At 59.4% G+C, this 17457-nt stretch carries 18 protein-coding genes; 9 read left to right on the forward strand and 9 right to left on the reverse strand.

Annotation, left to right across the window (positions count from 1 at the left end):
* Positions 1-50: 50 nt before the first annotated feature.
* Positions 51-1397 carry a phospholipase D-like domain-containing protein gene (locus ACZYUB_RS10295; RefSeq protein ID WP_463947650.1) on the reverse strand — a complete coding sequence of 449 codons (1347 nt, stop codon included), beginning with the start codon at positions 1395-1397 and terminating at the stop codon, positions 51-53.
* 157 nt (positions 1398-1554) lie between these two features.
* Between ACZYUB_RS10295 and ACZYUB_RS10300 the strand changes: the two genes are divergently transcribed.
* Positions 1555-1842 carry a hypothetical protein gene (locus ACZYUB_RS10300; protein WP_463947651.1) on the forward strand — a complete coding sequence of 96 codons (288 nt, stop codon included), beginning with the start codon at positions 1555-1557 and terminating at the stop codon, positions 1840-1842.
* A 22-nt stretch (positions 1843-1864) separates the two neighbouring features.
* Here ACZYUB_RS10300 and ACZYUB_RS10305 read toward each other — a convergent pair whose 3' ends face one another.
* From ACZYUB_RS10305 to ACZYUB_RS10315, 3 genes are all read right to left on the reverse strand, one after another.
* Positions 1865-3304: an MltF family protein gene (locus tag ACZYUB_RS10305; protein WP_463947653.1), complete on the reverse strand. Its 1440-nt coding sequence runs from the start codon at positions 3302-3304 to the stop codon at positions 1865-1867.
* A gap of 124 nt (positions 3305-3428) precedes the next feature.
* Positions 3429-3725 (reverse strand): DUF406 family protein, encoded by a 297-nt coding sequence (locus tag ACZYUB_RS10310; protein ID WP_463947654.1) that lies wholly within the window; start codon positions 3723-3725, stop codon positions 3429-3431.
* A gap of 114 nt (positions 3726-3839) precedes the next feature.
* Positions 3840-5951, reverse strand: coding sequence for a S9 family peptidase (locus tag ACZYUB_RS10315; RefSeq protein WP_463947656.1), 2112 nt, complete (start codon positions 5949-5951; stop codon positions 3840-3842).
* A gap of 356 nt (positions 5952-6307) precedes the next feature.
* On the opposite strand from ACZYUB_RS10315, the gene kefF reads away from it, so the two are divergent.
* From kefF to ACZYUB_RS10330, 3 genes are read left to right on the forward strand one after another with little or no spacing between them, the layout of a single operon-like run.
* Positions 6308-6904, forward strand: coding sequence for a glutathione-regulated potassium-efflux system oxidoreductase KefF (kefF, locus tag ACZYUB_RS10320; RefSeq protein ID WP_463947658.1), 597 nt, complete (start codon positions 6308-6310; stop codon positions 6902-6904).
* Positions 6904-8814, forward strand: a complete 1911-nt coding sequence (locus ACZYUB_RS10325) for a monovalent cation:proton antiporter-2 (CPA2) family protein (protein ID WP_463947780.1) — start codon at positions 6904-6906, stop codon at positions 8812-8814. Before kefF ends, ACZYUB_RS10325 begins: the two co-directional genes overlap by 1 nt.
* The gene (locus tag ACZYUB_RS10330; protein WP_463947660.1) at positions 8814-9206 is read left to right on the forward strand and encodes a SirB2 family protein; all 393 of its coding nucleotides are present in this window, start codon (positions 8814-8816) and stop codon (positions 9204-9206) included. The genes ACZYUB_RS10325 and ACZYUB_RS10330 overlap by 1 nt, the downstream gene beginning before the upstream one ends.
* Before the next feature lie 107 nt (positions 9207-9313).
* Here the strand turns inward: ACZYUB_RS10330 and ACZYUB_RS10335 are convergent, their stop codons facing one another.
* Entirely contained in the window at positions 9314-9739 is a 426-nt protein-coding gene (locus tag ACZYUB_RS10335) for a DUF4124 domain-containing protein (RefSeq protein WP_463947662.1), read from the reverse strand.
* Between the two features lie 163 nt (positions 9740-9902).
* Here ACZYUB_RS10335 and ACZYUB_RS10340 point away from each other — a divergent pair, with 163 nt between their 5' ends.
* A complete protein-coding gene (locus tag ACZYUB_RS10340) occupies positions 9903-10196 on the forward strand; it encodes a YebG family protein (RefSeq protein ID WP_463947663.1) in 294 nt (97 codons plus the stop codon).
* A 57-nt stretch (positions 10197-10253) separates the two neighbouring features.
* Here ACZYUB_RS10340 and ACZYUB_RS10345 read toward each other — a convergent pair whose 3' ends face one another.
* Positions 10254-11837, reverse strand: a complete 1584-nt coding sequence (locus ACZYUB_RS10345) for a M14 family zinc carboxypeptidase (RefSeq protein ID WP_463947665.1) — start codon at positions 11835-11837, stop codon at positions 10254-10256.
* 200 nt (positions 11838-12037) lie between these two features.
* Between ACZYUB_RS10345 and ACZYUB_RS10350 the strand changes: the two genes are divergently transcribed.
* The 4 genes from ACZYUB_RS10350 to ACZYUB_RS10365 all read left to right on the forward strand — a co-directional run bounded on the left by ACZYUB_RS10350 (position 12038) and on the right by ACZYUB_RS10365 (position 14076).
* Positions 12038-12376, forward strand: a complete 339-nt coding sequence (locus ACZYUB_RS10350) for a hypothetical protein (protein ID WP_463947667.1) — start codon at positions 12038-12040, stop codon at positions 12374-12376.
* Positions 12377-12473: 97 nt separating this feature from the next.
* Positions 12474-12947 carry an ASCH domain-containing protein gene (locus ACZYUB_RS10355; protein WP_463947669.1) on the forward strand — a complete coding sequence of 158 codons (474 nt, stop codon included), beginning with the start codon at positions 12474-12476 and terminating at the stop codon, positions 12945-12947.
* A gap of 102 nt (positions 12948-13049) precedes the next feature.
* Positions 13050-13400: a GFA family protein gene (locus ACZYUB_RS10360; RefSeq protein ID WP_463947671.1), complete on the forward strand. Its 351-nt coding sequence runs from the start codon at positions 13050-13052 to the stop codon at positions 13398-13400.
* A 73-nt stretch (positions 13401-13473) separates the two neighbouring features.
* A complete protein-coding gene (locus ACZYUB_RS10365; RefSeq protein ID WP_463947673.1) occupies positions 13474-14076 on the forward strand; it encodes a pentapeptide repeat-containing protein in 603 nt (200 codons plus the stop codon).
* Positions 14077-14305: 229 nt separating this feature from the next.
* Here ACZYUB_RS10365 and ACZYUB_RS10370 read toward each other — a convergent pair whose 3' ends face one another.
* From ACZYUB_RS10370 to ACZYUB_RS10380, 3 genes are all read right to left on the reverse strand, one after another.
* Complete coding sequence (locus tag ACZYUB_RS10370; protein ID WP_463947674.1) at positions 14306-15475, reverse strand: endonuclease/exonuclease/phosphatase family protein; 1170 nt, start codon at positions 15473-15475, stop codon at positions 14306-14308.
* A 6-nt stretch (positions 15476-15481) separates the two neighbouring features.
* On the reverse strand, positions 15482-16093 hold the full coding sequence (gene rhtB, locus ACZYUB_RS10375; RefSeq protein ID WP_463947676.1) for a homoserine/homoserine lactone efflux protein: 612 nt from the start codon (positions 16091-16093) through the stop codon (positions 15482-15484).
* Between the two features lie 326 nt (positions 16094-16419).
* Positions 16420-17325 carry a 1,4-dihydroxy-2-naphthoate polyprenyltransferase gene (locus tag ACZYUB_RS10380; protein WP_463947677.1) on the reverse strand — a complete coding sequence of 302 codons (906 nt, stop codon included), beginning with the start codon at positions 17323-17325 and terminating at the stop codon, positions 16420-16422.
* Positions 17326-17457: the final 132 nt, after the last annotated feature.

Genomic DNA, 17457 nt, shown 5'->3' on the forward strand with positions numbered 1-17457 from the left:
TTCTGCATCATACCGTGTTGTTGCAAGCACGCCAAACCGGCGCCGGAGCGCTACAGCAAGCCGCGCAGCGGCAAATAACTGACCAGAGTCACCCAGAAGCGTTGCCAACGGCTGGTTTGTGGCTCGACGTTACTCTGTGGCCACCGCACCTCCCCCTGGCACAGACACAAGGGCCAAGCCGAATCGGCTGTCAGGATGTGATCCAGCCACGACTGCACCTCAGCAGCCAGACTTTCGCCATGCAACAAGAGCGCGATCTCGGTATTCAGGTAGGAAGAGCGCGGATCCAGGTTCAGACTGCCTACCAACAGATGGCTGTCATCAAACAGCGCCAGCTTGGCATGCAGGCAACGCTGGTTGCCGGGGCGCAGTTCGAACAGGCGAACCCCGGCATTCAGCAGCCGCTTGCGGCGGGTACGGTACCCGGAATATGCCAGTGGCATATCGGTACCCGCCAATGAGTTGCTCAGCATGAGTACTCCAACCCCGCGGCGCAACAAACGCCGCACCCTCTGATAAAAAGGCCGGGTCGGCACCAGGTAGGGCGAGACAATTCGCAAGCTCGTCGTGACCTCACCCAGTTGATCCAGCAAGGCCCGGGTCGCGGCGGAGGGATGACGCCGCAGCTGTAGTCCCTTGTCGGGAGAGTCCACGACCACCTGAGCACGCACTGTGTGCCAGCTCAGGCTACGCAAGCAGCCGTTGAAATGCGTCTCGGCGACACCGAACAAGCGAGCCACCTCGGGCTCTGTGAGTGCCAGCAGGAAGGCATTGTTGGCGATGGCCATCGGCTCGGGAATGCCGAACCAGCCAAGGCGATGGCAGACATGGCTCCAACGTCCACGCCAGTAGCTGAGAAACCCGCGCGCCAGATCGGTACAGACAGCACCGCGCAACAGCACATCCAGATCGACGAACTGATGGTCGGCCGGTAGTCCCAGATAGGCGTCGCCGATATTGCGCCCCCCCACCATGGCCCAGTCATCATCCACCACCAGCAACTTGTTGTGCATTCTGTGGTTGAGGCGACGAAAGCTGAACAGGATCTCCAGCAACCAGAACCAGGGGCGCCCTAGCCGGATCCAGAACGGATTGAAGACTCGCACCCGGATATTGGGCTCCACCGCCAGGGATTCCAGATAGCGGTTGGAGCCCGAATAGAGATCATCCACCAGGATGCGGACTTTGACGCCCCGATGTGCCGCCTCCAGCAATGCCCCCAACAGTAGCTTGCCGCTGACATCCTCTTCCCAGCTGTAGTACTGGGCCAGGATGCTGTAGCGCGCCTCGCGGATCAGCGCCAGCCGCAGCGCCAGAGCCTGTTCACCGTCGGTCACCAGGGCGGCCTGGGCGGCAACACCGGTTGCAAGGGGTGGGATGGTGTCCTGGCGGTCCATGGGCTGATCCTTCCGTCGACTCGACTCAAATCCAGCATAACGGTCCCGGTGTGACAGGCATAGGGTTTGCTAGATCAAGGCAGGAAGTTTCATTGTTTCGTCATAGACGCCCTGCAGCATGGGCAGGCGAACAAGCAGGGTATAGGAGGAGCGGCCGATGATCGATCAACAGGAGCATATTCAGTTGCTGGGTGGACCTCGCCTCGCCGGCAATCAGCAGGAGCCACTGTGGGCCTGGGTAGAGCAGGATACCCAGTCCGTAACCGGACTGGCCCTGCGGCTCAGGACCCGCAATCCGTTCGCCCCGGACGATGGGCTGACCACCAGCCAGCACCATCCGGCGGATGCGTGCGCCATGGCCGAAAGCTACTTCTTTTGCCATCCGGATCAGCTAACAACCCGCATCTGGTCGCCAGAGCCGGACGCCGTCACCTCTCGGGCCTGACGCCCGGAGTGGGGCGCCAGAGTCAGCGCGGGCGCGATTGCTTGCGCTGTTGATTCAGCTCGTAGGAGCGACGATAGGCCACATAGCGGCTGGATACATTCTTGACGTATTGCACCGTCTCGGCGCCCACTTTTGTCGCGGCAACCTTCTCGACATTGTCGAACCAGATATTGCCGTTGAGTCCACGTCGGGCTGCTTCTTTGCGGTACTGGGCAATACGGTTCGGTCCGGCGTTATACGCTGCCAGCGTGAACAAGGCGCGGTTGTTGTCATCCAGCTCGGCATCGGAAAAATAGTTGTCCATCATATAGCGCATGTACTTGGTACCGGCGTGGACATTATTCTCCAGAGACGCAATGTTGCGCACGTTGATATAGGGCTCGCGCGCGGTACTCGGCAGCACCTGCATCACGCCCATAGCCCCCCGGCTGGAGCGCGCACTCTGGTTCAGAGTGGACTCCTGATAGGCCTGGGCAAACAGCATCATCCAGTCCAGCTGATAGCGTTCGGCATAGCGCTGGAACAGCGGGGCATAGCGTTGGTAATCGGCCACCGACCATCCCATCCGCTCCGTACCGCCACGCAGGAAGCGCTGGGCGATGCCCGGAGCCTGCTGCAGGTAACGGCGATAGAGCGGTTCGCCCTTGCTGGTACCTGCACGGTACTCTTTCAAGAAAGCATTTACCTCGCTTTCCAGCTGCGGACTGTTCTTGCGAAACGCCCAGGCCGTGGCCCCCTCTTTACGCAGCGGAACCTGGTTATGAACCCGCAACCCGCTAAACACCGGGTTCCAGAGCTTGGCTTTATGGCTATCCACCAGCGTGAAAGGAATATCGCCCTCACTGACCATTTGCAGCAAATCGCTATCCTGCAGGGATTCATCCGCCTGTTCGATATAGACAGGCGTCATATGCAGCGTGGCCAGCATCTCGTTGAGGAGCTGCAGGCTCTCGTAGTAGCTGGAGCTCTTGCGAACCCAGACATGTTTACCGGAGAGTTCGGTCAGATTGCGGATCTCGGGCACCTTGTCACTGCTGACCAGATACTCCTGCAGACCCGTCATATCCGGGATCGAGAAGTCCACCAGCTTGCGGCGGCTATCGGTCACGCTCAGGTTCGCCAACACCAGATCGCCCTTGCCCTCGTTGAGCATCGGCAACAGCTGATCGTGGCGTACCGGCACCAGCAACAGGTTCATCTTCAGTTTTTGGCCAGCGAAATAGCGTTGGTTGAGCCAGCGTTCGAATTCACGGGTCAGACTGACATTCAAGCCGTCCTGACGTCCCTGATGGAGATAAAAATTGGCGTTGTCATAGACCACCAGCACTCGGAGCAGACGGTCATCGAGCATCTCATCCAAATCGCCTTTACGGGTGGCCGCTTTGTCGGTCAGGGCCATGGCGTGGGCGGCAGAAGCAGCCAGACACCAGAGCAACAACAGACCTTGAATTAGGTTTCTCATCGCGTATTGTCGATTATCTGTTCATCGAAAACGCCGCATTAAACCCTAATGTACCTGAATGGAAGCTGAACGGGAGGGGAGCTTTATACACAGCGGGGGGCCGGAACCCCCCGTTTTTTGTGACTCAGATCGCGCGGGAACGCATCTCGAAGATGATTTTTTCAGCAGTACAGCTAAAGGTCAGGGCACAGTTCAGCACCACGCCACTTGCGGTCGTTTGAGTCTCTTTTGCGACCACCACATCGCTGTAGATCGAGCGGGCCAGTTCGACGAATTTGTCCAGCCGCGCCTCGGCGGTGGCAACGTCAGCAGCCTCGACCGTCAGGGTAACCTGATCATCGCCTTCATTGATGATGCTGCCGATTTCAGCGACGCAACCACACGCTTCACACGTCTCTTGAACCTGTTCTTGTACCGACATGGATTTCTCCTTTTTATCCGGCCCGGGCCGGTCTGTTCAGACTATGAATACCTGCCACAAGTCTACGCCGCCAACCGGCAAAACGGTATGGAAAATATGTCCGTTCAGAGCCGATTACCCGGCGATCCCCGCCAGGTGGAGCAGGAAGGCATATTCCCGGGCCACATCGTGCAGATGGTGATAGCGTCCGGCCTTGCCGCCGTGCCCGGCGCTCATGTCCATGTGCAGTAGCAGCCAGCGATCATCGGTCTTCTCATGACGCAATTTGGCGACCCACTTGGCAGGTTCCCAATACTGCACCTGGGAGTCATGCAAACCACTCACTACCAGCAGATGGGGGTAAGCCTGCGCCCGGACCTGATCATAGGGGCTGTAACGGCGGATCCAGGCGTAATCGGCCTCCTGATGGGGATTGCCCCACTCGTCATACTCGCCGGTGGTCAGGGGAATGGTCTCATCCAGCATGCTGGTCAAGACATCGACAAACGGTACCGCCGCGACCACGCCCAGATAGAGCTCGGGAGCCATGTTGATGACGCCCCCCATCAGCAGACCTCCGGCACTGCCACCCATGGCAAACACCCGCGCGGGATCGGCATAACCGCCGGCAACCAGGCCGCGGGTGACATCGATAAAATCATGGAAGCTGTTGAGCTTGTGCTCGCCCCGCCCCTGCTCATACCAGTGGCGCCCCAGCTCCTCGCCACCCCGGACATGGGCAATGGCATACACGAAGCCACGATCCAGCAGGCTCAGACGACTGCTGGAAAAATCCGGCTCTTCGCTGAGGCCATAGGCACCATAGCCATACATCAGCAGCGGGTTTTGTCCGGCGACGAACAGATCCCGACGATACACCAGCGAGACCGGCACCCGGGTGCCATCCCGCGCCTGGATCCAGAGCCGTTCACTGCCATAGGCGCGGGCATCGAAGCGGCCAAGTACGGGTTGTTGCTTCAATAGCCGCTGGCTGCCCAGCGCCAAATCCAGGGCGTAGGTGGAAACTGGCGTGGTCAGGGAGCTGTAGCCGTAGCGGATCTCGCCGCTGGCCGGATCCGGGTTATAACCCAGCCAGGTGACATAACAGGGATCGGCAAATTGCACCGCCCGCACCTCGTCACCGGCCAGGGTCAACTGCCGTAAGCGGCTCAAGCCATCCTGCCGCTCCTCGACCAGGATCGCCTGATTAAACAACTCGAACTGCTGCAACAACACCGCCTCGCGGGGAGCCAGCAGGCACTGCCATTCCGACTCGATGGCGCCAGTTTGCAGCGGGTCACCGGCATGCAGACGATAGAGACCAAAGTTGCTGCCCTGGGCATTGGAGCGGATATAAAAATCACCGGCCAGGTGGTCGAGCTGATATTCGTGCCCTCGTCGCCGCGGTAAAAAACAGACGGGCTCCCCGTCGGGAGTCTCTAACGGCAGCCACCAGACTTCGCAGCTCAGAGTGCTTTGCAGGGATATCAGCAGCAACTGCTCGGAGCGGCTCTGCTCCAGGCTCAGATAAAAGCTGGGGTCGGACTCTTCATACACCAGCCGATCACTCTCGATGGGACTGCCCAGTTGGTGGTTCCACACCTGGTAGGGCAACAGCGTCTCCTCATCCAGCCGGATATAGAAGAAGCTACGGCTATCTGCTGCCCACACCACCTCTGTCGAACAGGAGTCCAGGCTCTCTTCCAGCCAGAGATCCTGCTGCAGATCGCGGATCTGGATACGGTACTGACGGCGGGAGACCCAATCTTCCGCCACCGCCAGATAACGCTCATCCGGGCTGACCTCCAGACTTCCCAGCTCGTAGTAATCACTCGCCGCCGCCCGACTCTCGGCATCCAGCAGCAGCTCCACCGGCGCCTCCAGGAAGCCCGGATGTCGTTCGTAACGCGGAAACTCGGCGTCGGCCTCATAGCGGGTCACATACCAGTAGCCGTGGTAGAAGTAGGGTAAGGAGCTGTCATCGGGTTTTTGCCGGGCCCGCATCTCGCGGTACAGCTTTTTTTGCAGCCCTTGCAACGGCGCCATCACCTGCTGACAGTACGCATTTTCCGCCTGCAGGTACCCCAGCACGGCCGGATCCTGACGGGCGTCATCCCGCAACCAGTAGTAGGGATCGCAGCGCTGCTCGCCATGCATCAGCAACAGGTGATCATGGCGAGCAGCCACGGGAGGTACGGGTGACGCAGCAGCGATAGAAACCGACGAACTCGGGAACGACTCGGACACAGGCAATTCTCATGAGGAAAGGACGCAGCCGCCATGCTAGCAAATCGCTGGCAGCTTGCGGAGCACGTTAGCGGGCTGACGAACCCCCTTTCGCCGCTTACACTGACAACAGGGGATTCCACCGTTGGAGCACCAGGGATCAGCAGCTTCCTACTCGACCGCGCGAGATGACAGCATCAGCCGCTGACGAGCCCGGCAACCGGTGATGCGGTCCCTGACCCCGGGGATGCCCTTGCGCTCGATAATTGATTTGCTTCACAATTTCCTAGCCCCTAGACTGGCGCGGATCTGTCGCTCCTCACGAGCGAGCCTTCCCGTCTGCGCTAGCGCTGTTTTACCGGAGCCCTGTGACCAGCATGAAAAAGATACTGATCCTGTTTGCCCATCCCAGCTATCACCGCTCCCATGCCAACAAGGCTCTGCTGCAGGCATTGCGCAAGATGGAAGGGGTGACCATTCATGATCTGTATCAGTGCTATCCGAACATGTTTATCGATGTGGCGCGGGAACAGCAGCTGCTGCTGGAGCACGACATCATCATCTTCCAGCACCCGCTGTACTGGTACTCCAGCCCGGCGATTATCAAGGAGTGGATGGATCAGGTGCTGGAATACGGCTTCGCCTTCGGCCCGGATGGCCACGCGCTCAAGGGCAAGGCGCTATTGTCGGTGATCACCACAGGCGGTAGTCAGGAGTCCTACACCTCCCAGGGACATAATCGCCGCGCCGTCATCGAATACCTGTTACCGTTCAAGCAGACCGCCTGGCTGTGCGGCATGCGTTATTTACCGCCGTTTGTGCTCTATTCCTACCACACCATCCAGGATGTCACCCTGTTGCGGGAGACCGCCCGCGAGTACCGGCAGTTGCTGGAAGGACTGCGGGATGAACGCTTCCCCGCCGATGAGCTGCATCGTGCGACCTATCTGACCGATCTGCTGGAGGCCCTATGATGACAGACGGAGTGCTGTTTGACGCCTTCATCTTCCTCACCGCGGCTGTGGTGTCGGTGCCGATTGCCCGACGACTGGGACTGGGCTCTGTGCTCGGCTACCTCATCGCCGGCATCATCATTGGCCCCTATCTGTTGAATGTGGTCGGCAAGACCGATGATGTGATGCACGTCGCCGAGTTCGGGGTGGTGCTGATGCTGTTCCTCATCGGGTTGGAGCTCAAACCCGCCCTGCTGTGGCAACTCAAGGGGCCTGTGCTCGGCCTGGGCGGCAGCCAGGTGTTGTTGACCACGGTAGCCATCGCCATCGTCAGCCTGCTGTTCGAGCTGCGCTGGCAACAGGCGGTCACCGCCGGCATGATCCTCGCCCTCTCCTCCACCGCCATAGTGCTGCAAAGCCTGACCGAGCGGCGGCAGCTGAAAACCGAATCCGGTCAGGCCAGCTTTGCGGTGTTGCTGTTTCAGGATATCGCCGTCATTCCCATGCTGGCGATCATCCCCTTGCTGGCGGCGCGCGGCTCGCTGCCCGACACGACACCCACCCTGGGGGGCTGGCAAGATGGTCTGCTGATCGCGGCAGTCATCTGCGGCATCATCCTCGGCGGCCACTATCTGATGCGGCCCGTGTTCCGCTTCATTGCCCAATCCGGCATGCGCGAGATCTTCGTTGCCGCCGCCCTGCTACTGGTCATCCTCATCGCCCTGGCCATGCAGTCGGTTGGGCTCTCCCCGGCGTTGGGCACCTTTCTGGCCGGTGTGGTTTTGGCCGAGAGCGAGTATCGCCACGAGCTGGAAGCCAATATCGAGCCGTTCAAGGGCTTGCTGCTCGGGCTGTTCTTTATTTCGGTGGGCGCGGGGATCAACTTTACCCTGCTGGCCCATGAGCCGGGTATGGTGCTGGGCCTGCTGGCGCTGCTGATCCTGATCAAATGTCTGGTGCTGCAAGGGCTGGGCGGCGTGTCGCGCATGAATGCATCCCACCGCTGGACCTTCGCTCTGGCGCTGGCCCAGGGCAGTGAGTTTGCGTTCGTGTTGCTGACCCTGGCCTATCAGAGTCAACTGCTGTCGGCTCATCTGGTCTCCCTGCTGACCCTGGTGGTGGCGCTCTCCATGGCGCTGACGCCTGTGCTGCTGATCCTCAACCAGCGCTTCGTGCAGCGCCGCTACGAGGGCCAGGAGGAAGAGCGGGAAGCCGACAAGATTGATGAGCACGACAACCCGGTCATCATCGTCGGCTTTGGCCGCTTCGGACAGGTAGTCGGGCGTCTGCTCCATGCCCACGGCATCGGCACCACGGTTCTGGATAACGATGCCGGCCATATCGATGTGCTGCGCAAATTCGGCTACAAGGTGTTCTACGGCGATGCCGACCGGCTGGATCTGCTCTATGCAGCCGGGGCGCACAAGGCCAAGTTACTGGTGGTGGCCGTGGGTAACCCGGCCAAATCCCTGGCGGTGTGCGAGCTGGCGCAGAAGCACTTCCCGCAACTCAAGTTGCTGGTGCGCGCCATCGATCGCCCTCATGCCCATCAGTTGCTACAGCAAGGGGTGGACATGGTCTACCGGGAAACAGTCGGCTCGGCGGTCGATCTGGGGGTAAACGCCCTCAAGGAGCTGGGAGTGCGCGCCAATCAGGCCTGGCGTGCCGGGCAGACCTTCAAACAGCATGATGAGAAGCTGCTGCGCGAGCAGACCGCCTTCATCGATGACGAGAGCATGTACATCACCAAGAGCGTGCAGTACCGGCATATTCTGGCGGAGATGTTGCAGGCCAATCAGGAGGATAGGCGCAGCGAGATCATGTCGGCATGGGAGAACACTCCGCCCCAGGAGGAGGAGCCGGAAACCCAGATCCAGCGCCCCTTCTTTGCCTCCAGGAATCATGACACCCCGAGTCGCGGAGAAAAGTAATGAGTTATCTGTTCCTCAAGCAGTTGCACATCCTCTGCATCCTGTTGAGCCTGTCGCTATTTGTATTTCGTCTGCAGCTCGCGGTGCGCAATCATCCCCGACTGCAACAGCGCTGGCTGAAGATCCTGCCCCACTGCATCGATACCCTGCTGCTGATCTCCGGTGTGGCGCTGGCCTATCACCTGCACCAGACCCCCTTCGTCAACAGCCCCTGGCTCAGTGCCAAACTGGTGGGATTGTTGCTGTATATAATCGCGGGCACCTTCGCCATCAAGCGCGCGCCCAGCGCCCGTGGACGGCTCGGCTGCGGTCTGCTGGCCCTCGTCTTGTTTGCCTATATAGTGGCGGTGGCGGCGAGCAAACAAACCTGGCCCTGGCTGTCCTTGCTGTAAAACCTCTCGGTGAGCAACGACTCCCTCGCCCGAACCTGTGGCCTGATCTGCATGTCGGATCGGAAGGGGCCTGATGCGCTCAGCCCTCATCCTCGCACCAGCAACGCTTAGCGGCGGCAGTAAAGTCGCACCGCATCCCGCGCCTGGCGGATCGCCTGGGTCGCGGCTTTGCCATGCAGCACTTCGGCCTTGCCGGTTTGCGGGTTGAAGGCGGTGGCGCCCTTGGTCTGATAGCGGGATAACAGCGAGCGGTAGTAGGCACAGGTTTCCTGCTGCTTGCCGCTCTCGCCAGCCTGCAACAGGGTCTCAGCATCGGCATAGAGCCGTTCACTCTCCGGCAGCGGCGTCACAGTGCCCTGACTATTGGCTTTCAGCTCCTGAATGCCCCGGGTGCGATCGGCCGGCGGACGGCTGGAGAAGTGAGTCACACCCTGTTCATCATCCCAGCTGTAGAGCCGTTTTGCCCCGACTGGCGAGCTGGCGAACATCACGCAACACAGCAACAGCCACCCTATTCGAACCCCGGATCTCATACCCTCTCCTTGCCCCGCGCATATCCTGAACCCGCTGCCTGGAACAGCGTGATCCACTATGCCATTTTTGCCGATCGCCCGCGAGGCAGCACAGTTAAATCTGGCATTCAGCTCACTGATCCGTTATAAGAGAACTGTATCTTTATACATAGGAATTTCATCGATGGCGGTCGAGATCAAATACGTGGTAGTCCGGAACGGCGAGGAAAAGATGACCTTTGTCAGCAAGAAAGAGGCCGATGCTTACGACAAGATGCTGGATATGGCAGATGAGCTGAGTGGCTTGTTGCAGCAAGGACCAGTCCCGCTGGATGAAAACCAGTGCGAGGCCCTGGGGCTCTATCTGGCCCAGCAGCGGGAGCCGCTCGGCCAGATCCTCAAGGGTGGCAAGGCCGCCGAACCGGCGGCAGCACCCGCACCCAAGGCACGCAAGGGTAGCGCCGCTGCCGAGGAGTGAGTCTGTTGTCAGATCTGGAGCCACAGACCCGGGCTCAACGGCCGAACCCGCGCGCGCTTAGCTGCGGGGTTCTGGCTTGCTGGCTTTGGGCAAATCCTTGGCCAGATCCTGATGGGGCTCGGCCAGGGGGGCGGTCGGCAGCGGATTACTCATCAGCAATGCCCGCCAGCTCGGCTCCTGATACAGGCTATTGGAGGAGCGCGGATCCAGCATGATGCTGATGAGCGCCCCTTGGGGTTGTGCGGTGGAAATCTTCACATCCCCGGGTTTGAGCTGCACGCTGAGATCTTTTTCGTCCAGCACCACATCCAGCCAATCCCGGGTCCCCGGGCTGGTGCGGGCGGCAATTTTCACATCCGCCACCCGCTGCTGGGTGACCTGGATGGTTTCCGGCTGCTGCACCACCTGATAGGCGATGTGGTGATCATCCAGCCATTCGCGGAAGCGCCGGGTCTGGGAGCGGATGACGTAACCGGGCGGGATCTCGCCCACATCCTTGATGGCGATCTGATCCTCCAGGCGGAAGGGTTTGACCACATTCTTGCCCTGCCGATCCTTGAGGGTGACGGCGATACTGGGCTCCTGAGTGTTGGGCGCAAAGGCATACTGCATGACGAAGCGAGCCTCGCCCTTGATGCCTTCCCAGCGGTGGCGCGCATCCCGGCTCAGAGTCAGGATCTGCGCCCGATCCGCCAACACCAGCTCCAGCGCCTTATCCACGCTCAGCAGTTGCTTGCGCACCCGCTCGGCTATGTTCTGCGGGGTCGGGAATTTGCCCTGACCATCATGGCGATTCTCGAACAGCACCGTCATCGAGCCTTGCATCGAGGCGTAATTGCGGAAATTGGAGAGACTCAAGCCACCGCGGCGCACCGGATCCTTGAGTGAATAGATCTCGTTATAGCGCTGGGCCGGAATGCCGGCATCGGCCACCGCCTCGATGAGGCGCGGCAAGTAGACCTGGTTGGCGTAATGGCTGAGATCCGCGTCCAGATTCGGATTATTACCTACCTCGAACTGGGCATCTGTGGTGGTACGGAAGCCTTCCTTCGGCGTCATCGGCCACTTGTCGTTCCAGGTTTCGTGCAAGTCCATCACCACATCGGGCTGAAACCGCTCCAGGGCATCGATATAGATGCGGGTCTCGGGGGATTCGACGGCGATAAAGTCCAGATTCGGGTTCTCATCCTTGGCATTCAGCCGCCGGTTGAGATCGCGGCCATCCGGATTGGCCAACGCCACGATGACGAAATTCATCTGCTGCAGCCAGGGTGTCAGTTCGCCATCCAGCAGCCGACGCGCCAGGATCTGCAGCACTTCGGTGCCCGAGGGCTCATTGCCATGCTGGGATCCCAGCAGCATCACGGTGGGCTTGTCCGCTGCCGGTTTACCTTGCTGCAGAAAACTCGCATCGGCGGACACCAGCAGCGCCTCTACCGGGCGGCCACCGGCCGAAATCCCCAACCGGGTGACGGCAGCAAACTGGCTCTCTTGATCCAGGGTACGCAAGTAAGCGGAGATAGTCGCCGAATGGGGCAATGGCTGGGTGGGGGCCTGCTCGAACGGGGTGAGCGGCAGGGTTGCCCAGGCGGGAATTGAACAAGCAACCGCCAACAGGCCAGTCAGCCAATGCAACTTCATCATGACTCCTTCAACGGGATAGGACGATAAACGTGATCCAGCGGGCATTATAGGCATTCTGTGGCGGCAGTCACGCCCCGACAGCCTGGAGCACGGCAAACCACTATGACCCGGGTGGCCCAGCAAACGGCGATGGCTCTGTGGAATCGGTTGCGGTAGATTCAGGATTCAAACAGACAAGTAAGATGGAGTCGTTCAGGATGCTCAAACAAGCGCTGGAACTCTTATCCCTGCCACTGGGCGCAGAAGGCAGTGTCGAACACCCCGCCACCCGCCGGTTATTACCGCTGATGATAGCGCCGCTCAGTCTGTTGATGGGTCTACTATCCGGCGTCGCCCTTTATAAAAGCGGCTGCCCCTCTGGTATTGGCATACCGATCGCTGCTGGTCTGGTCGCGATAATCGCCTTTCAACCCTGGCGCAAAAATATCCGGATCGCAGAGCAATCCAGAACATCCGCTTATTGGATTTCAAGAGTGACATATATAGCCGTCTTTATTCTTGGCGTCAGCGCACCATTATTTTTAATCGCGCCCTAAATTGTGTTCCCGAATCATCGAACATTCACCACGGCGACAGAAAAAGATGATGATGTTCGATTATTTAAAATATAGAATTTATAAAAGGAATGGCTTTATGATGACGGATATCCAGCAAGCCTTTCTGAATCGTTATTTATCTACGCTGAATGACGCAGAGCGAGCGGCCATTCCACAGATCAATGCGGAACACTTCTGCGCCGATGAGTGGAATGCCAATACCTGTGCCAGCTTAATTAATGCCGGCATCAAAACCGCATCCTGCAGTTTAAGAGCCTGTTATGCCATCGAGCAGGAACCCGAGCCGGTTGTTGGGCAATTGACTGTGGTGCTGGATTGGCAACAGCAACCTGTGTGCATCATCAAGGTGATCCGGATTGAATATTGTCAATTTAAAGATGTCACCCCGGAATTTGCCGCATTGGAGGGAGAAGGCGATCGCTCCTATGCCAGTTGGCGCAGCAGTCATCAGGCGTTTTTCAGCCAAGATGCTCATGAGTTGGGTATTTCATTTGATGAGGAGCCTGAATTAATTCTCGAATACTTCACCAAGGTATTTCCTGATTCATAACCAACCTGGATGATAAATAAATTATTTCAGCTCAATGAATGCGGAATCATGAACACAAAACAATATTCCTGTTAATTGAATAACAGATTAATGAGGTTACCCATGATGCAATATGAAGGTGGTTGCCATTGCGGCAATATTAAATTTACGGCAACCGGTGAGCTGCAAACCGTAGTGGCTTGTAATTGCTCGATTTGTAGCATGCACGGCTCTTTGCACTGGATCGTGGCCCCCGCTCATTTTTCATTGCTGAGCGATCCCGCCCGGATGTCCACCTATACCTTTCATCGACATATTATTCGCCATCACTTCTGCCCCACCTGCGGTTGTGCCACCCATAATGAAGGTGTCACTCCGGATGGCCGCCCTATTATTGCGATCAACTCCCGCTGCATTCGCGATATCGATCCGGCTCAGCTGACCATTAAACCGTTTGATGGTCGCAGTCTTTAATCTTACTCTGGCCTCTGTTCGGAATTGATGCCATTCGAATAGAGGCCATTGCTGATAGCCCGCTGGAGGCGCGATGCAGACCCCTTTTCATTCGGCAAGCGAATATCTATCCACGACCTTCAGTCATCTCTCGGTCACGGATCAGGAGATGAGCGAGCTGGAATTCGAAGCCTGTGATTTTATCGAGTGCAATTTCACCGCGACTCGATTTAAGAAATGTCGTTTTATCGAATGCACCTTTACTCGTTGTAATTTAAGTCTGGTCCAGGTCTCCCAGAGCCAATTTACCGATGTTATTTTTAATGAGTGTAAATTGGTGGGCGTGGACTGGACCCGTGCCGCCTGGCCAAAATTGGTTTTTTCCGTCGCGCTGCAATTCAAGCAGTGCATTCTGAATGACTCTTCCTTTTTCGGGCTGAATCTAGACGAGATCACGATAGACGCGTGCAAAGCTCATGATGTGGATTTTCGCGAGGGTCGTTTCCGCCGGGCGATATTGAGTGGCACCGACTTCACCCACAGTTTATTTGCGAAAACCGATCTCTCGGGTGCTGATTTCACCGATGCCAGCGATTACGATATCGATATTTTTAATAACAATATCAGCAAAGCTAAATTCAGCCGCGATGAAGCCATTCGCCTGCTAAACAGCCTGGATATCGAACTTGTGGATTAAGGCAGCAACAGTTCTGTCGCACCGCAGAATATTGCTCGCTGGAGGATAATCTAAATAATTGTTCCGAATAGCAGGTCACTCAGCCCAGCGTCTGGGTAGCAGTAAGCTGACCCTCCGCGCCAGGGATGGCGCGGCGGAGCCCCCATGGATGGATTCACGGCGTGTCAGCGTGAGCTTCCCAGTCGATGGGCATAATTGAGAACGCTGATTGAGTTCAGCCTTGGCTTATTTATAGCTGCAGATCGACCCATACCAGCCGGTGATCGGAGCTAAGCCCGGCGCGGTCCTGATCCTGGCTATCGGCGAGCCACTCGCGCCCCGGCTCTGCAGTGGCGGGCCAGAAGATGCCACTGCCCTGCACCTGCAGATCCCGGCTTGGCAGCACATAATCCAGCCGCAGGCCGCGCAGATGAGTCCAGTAGCGGGCTTGCGCGGCAGGCACGGCTCGGGCGCGGCGCGCGCCATGGATCACCCCTCCGGCCGCGGCGGGTCGCCAACGGCCACGGGCGACCGCAGGATGGACGCGTGGATGGGCCAGCAGGCGGCGAATGGCCCGTCGATCGCCATCACCGGCCTGGGGATCGGCATTCAGATCCCCCAGCAGCACAAAGGAAGCCGCCGGGTCCAATCCCCCCAGGCGACCGGCATCATCCCGCAGGTAATCCGCACCATCGAGATAATCGCACCACAGCCGGATCTCGTCATGGTTGCGGCAGCGATTGCGCCGCTCGGCGCCATCAAACACCGGCGGCACCGGATGACTCAGCAGCAGATGCAGCAGCCGTTCGCCATGGGCGGAAGGAATGCGCACCGGCAGATCCAGGTGATTCTTCGAGGAGAGCCGCAGCTCGGCCAATGCCGCCGCCGAGTAGTAATCCCCCAGCCCCGAGCCTGGCTGCCGATCCGGCAACTGCGCACCGGGCATCTGCGCCCAGAGAAACTGGCGGAATGAGCGGACCGCCTCCGGGAGCAGAGGGAAGCGGGAGAGCACGACCATGCCGTACTGGCCATGAAAAGCCCCGAACCCCTGACCGTCGGCCGGCAGGGTCGGCACCCCATCGCCATCCAGATCGGCACGGCACAGCAGGCCGGTATTGGTCGGGATTTGCAGGTGATAGGGATAATCCAGCGGCGCTTCGCCCTGTTGCGAAACGCCGAGATAGCGCTGCAAAAACAGCGTCAAAGCCCGTTCATCCCGCCCTTCGCCATCGTGATCGAATTCGTTGAGCAGCACTATATCCGGCCGCACCCGCTGCAGTATGGCCGCGCAGTGGTGCAGCGCCAGCTCATCGGCTTGCAATGCGGCCAGCAGCCCACCAGCCGCCGGACGGGAAAAACTGAGATTAAAGGTCGCCACCCGCAGGCGGCCTGCAACGGAAGAGAGAACGGCAGCCGACATCGCGGATTAACGGCTGGACGAGGCCAATGCAGCCCCCGCCGCCATAAACAGCGAGCCGAACAGCCGGTTCTGCAACCGCATGCGCCGTTCGTTGGTCACCAGCTGGGCCAAGGGCGAGGCCACCAGGGCGTAGCCGACCATCACCAGGCAGTCCACCAGCACACAGGTCAGCCCCAGGATCAGGGTCTGGGACCATAGCGGGTAGTCGGTGTGCAGAAATTGCGGAAACAGCGCCACCAGAAACAGGATAGTTTTCGGGTTGGTCAGGTTCACCAGCACCGCGGGCCAGAACAAGGCCTCGGCCCGCTCACCGCCGTGAGCCAGCTCGAAACGGGCGGGAGCGCGCCACTTCTGCCACCCCAACCAGATGAGATAGGCCGCGCCACCCCACTTGAGCAGGGTGAAGGCCTCGCTGGATTGCGCCAGCAGGGTACCGAGCCCGGCACCGACCAGCGCCAGATGGCAGAGCATCCCCAATTGCAGACCGGCAATCGCCGGCAGGGTGCCGCGCCAGCCGTGGCGCATGGCGGTGCTGATGGTATTCACCGCACCCGCCCCGGGGGAGAGACTGAAGATCAGGGTTGTAGCCAGAAAGGCCAGCCAGACATGCACACTCATCAGGATTACCACGCGCTTCCATTCGACATCCGAGCCCCACTGTAGCGCGCCACGGCAGGCAAGGAAACCATGGTAAGCACCGATAGTCAGCGCCTATAGCTCAGTCTGTAGATCGGCCGGTTCGGGAGCCCCACCAGCCGGTTCACAAGGGCGCGGTCACAGTGTGCATCAGCGAGGATGGAGGCTGGGCGACGAGCAGGCCGTTGGCGGCAGGGATGCCGCCGTCGAGCCCCCATGGAAGGGTTCACGGCGTGCCTGCGTTCGACCAGACTCCGGCCCGTAGCAGAATCTCGCCCTATCGCTGTCGCATGATGAGGAGCCGTCTTTTAGAGGGTAAACCCCAGAGCCAGCAGCAGATTGCAGCTCAGGCTGCCCAGCGCCGTCAGTTTCAACTGCTGGTTGAGCAATTGCGGATCTTCGCTCACCTGCACCACCCAGGCGGCGCGCAACAGCGGCAGATAGCCGGGTAGAAACAGCCAGGGCCAGGGTGAAGCACTGTGCAGCAGGATAAACAGCACGATCAGCACACCGGCCCCCCCCACCAGCAACCAGTGGTAGTTGCGTGCCCGGCTGGCCCCCAGACGCACGGCGAGGGTGAATTTGCCACTGGCGGCGTCACTGACCCGATCGCGGATGTTGTTGATATTCAGCACCGCCGTGGCCAACAAGCCACAACTGGCGGCGGGCAGCAGCAGGCTCCAGCTCAGTTGATGGGTGTAGAGATAATAGGAGCCCATCACTCCGAGCAGGCCGAAAAACAGGAATACCGAGAGATCGCCAAAACCGCGATAGCCGTAGGGACGACGCCCGACGGTGTAAGTCACCGCCGCCACCAGCGCCAGAGCGCCAAAGCCGATAAACGCCAGCAGGGCGGGCCAATCGTCGGCAAACGCCGACCACAGCAGCGCCAGACCACTGACCATGGCGGCAAGCGTGGTGAGGCCCATGGCGACTTGCATCTGCCGCGCCGTAATCAGACCGGTGGCCACGGCGCGAGTCGGACCGACCCGTCCGGCCAGATCGGCACCGGAGACCGCATCGCCATAATCGTTGGCCAGATTCGACAGCACCTGCAGCAGAATGGCCGTCAGCAGACAGAGCACAAACAGGGGCCAACGAAAAGCATCGGCGTGGGCCGCCAGACCGCTACCGAGCAGAACAGTGGAGCACGCCAGAGGCAGAGTCCGCAGGCGGGCCGCCAGTACCCAGCGGGAGAAAGAAGAGCGCGTCATGGTGAGTGGAGGCATCCCCAGCGAATGTGTTTACCCCCCGTCCGGCAGCCCCTATACTGGGCCCAGCCGGCCGGTCCGAGGCGTCAGGAAGTGACGTACTATAACGGATCTGGCTCTCATTTTGCAGTTCCG

Source organism: Pseudaeromonas sp. HNCC25DJ182, from assembly GCF_055413365.1.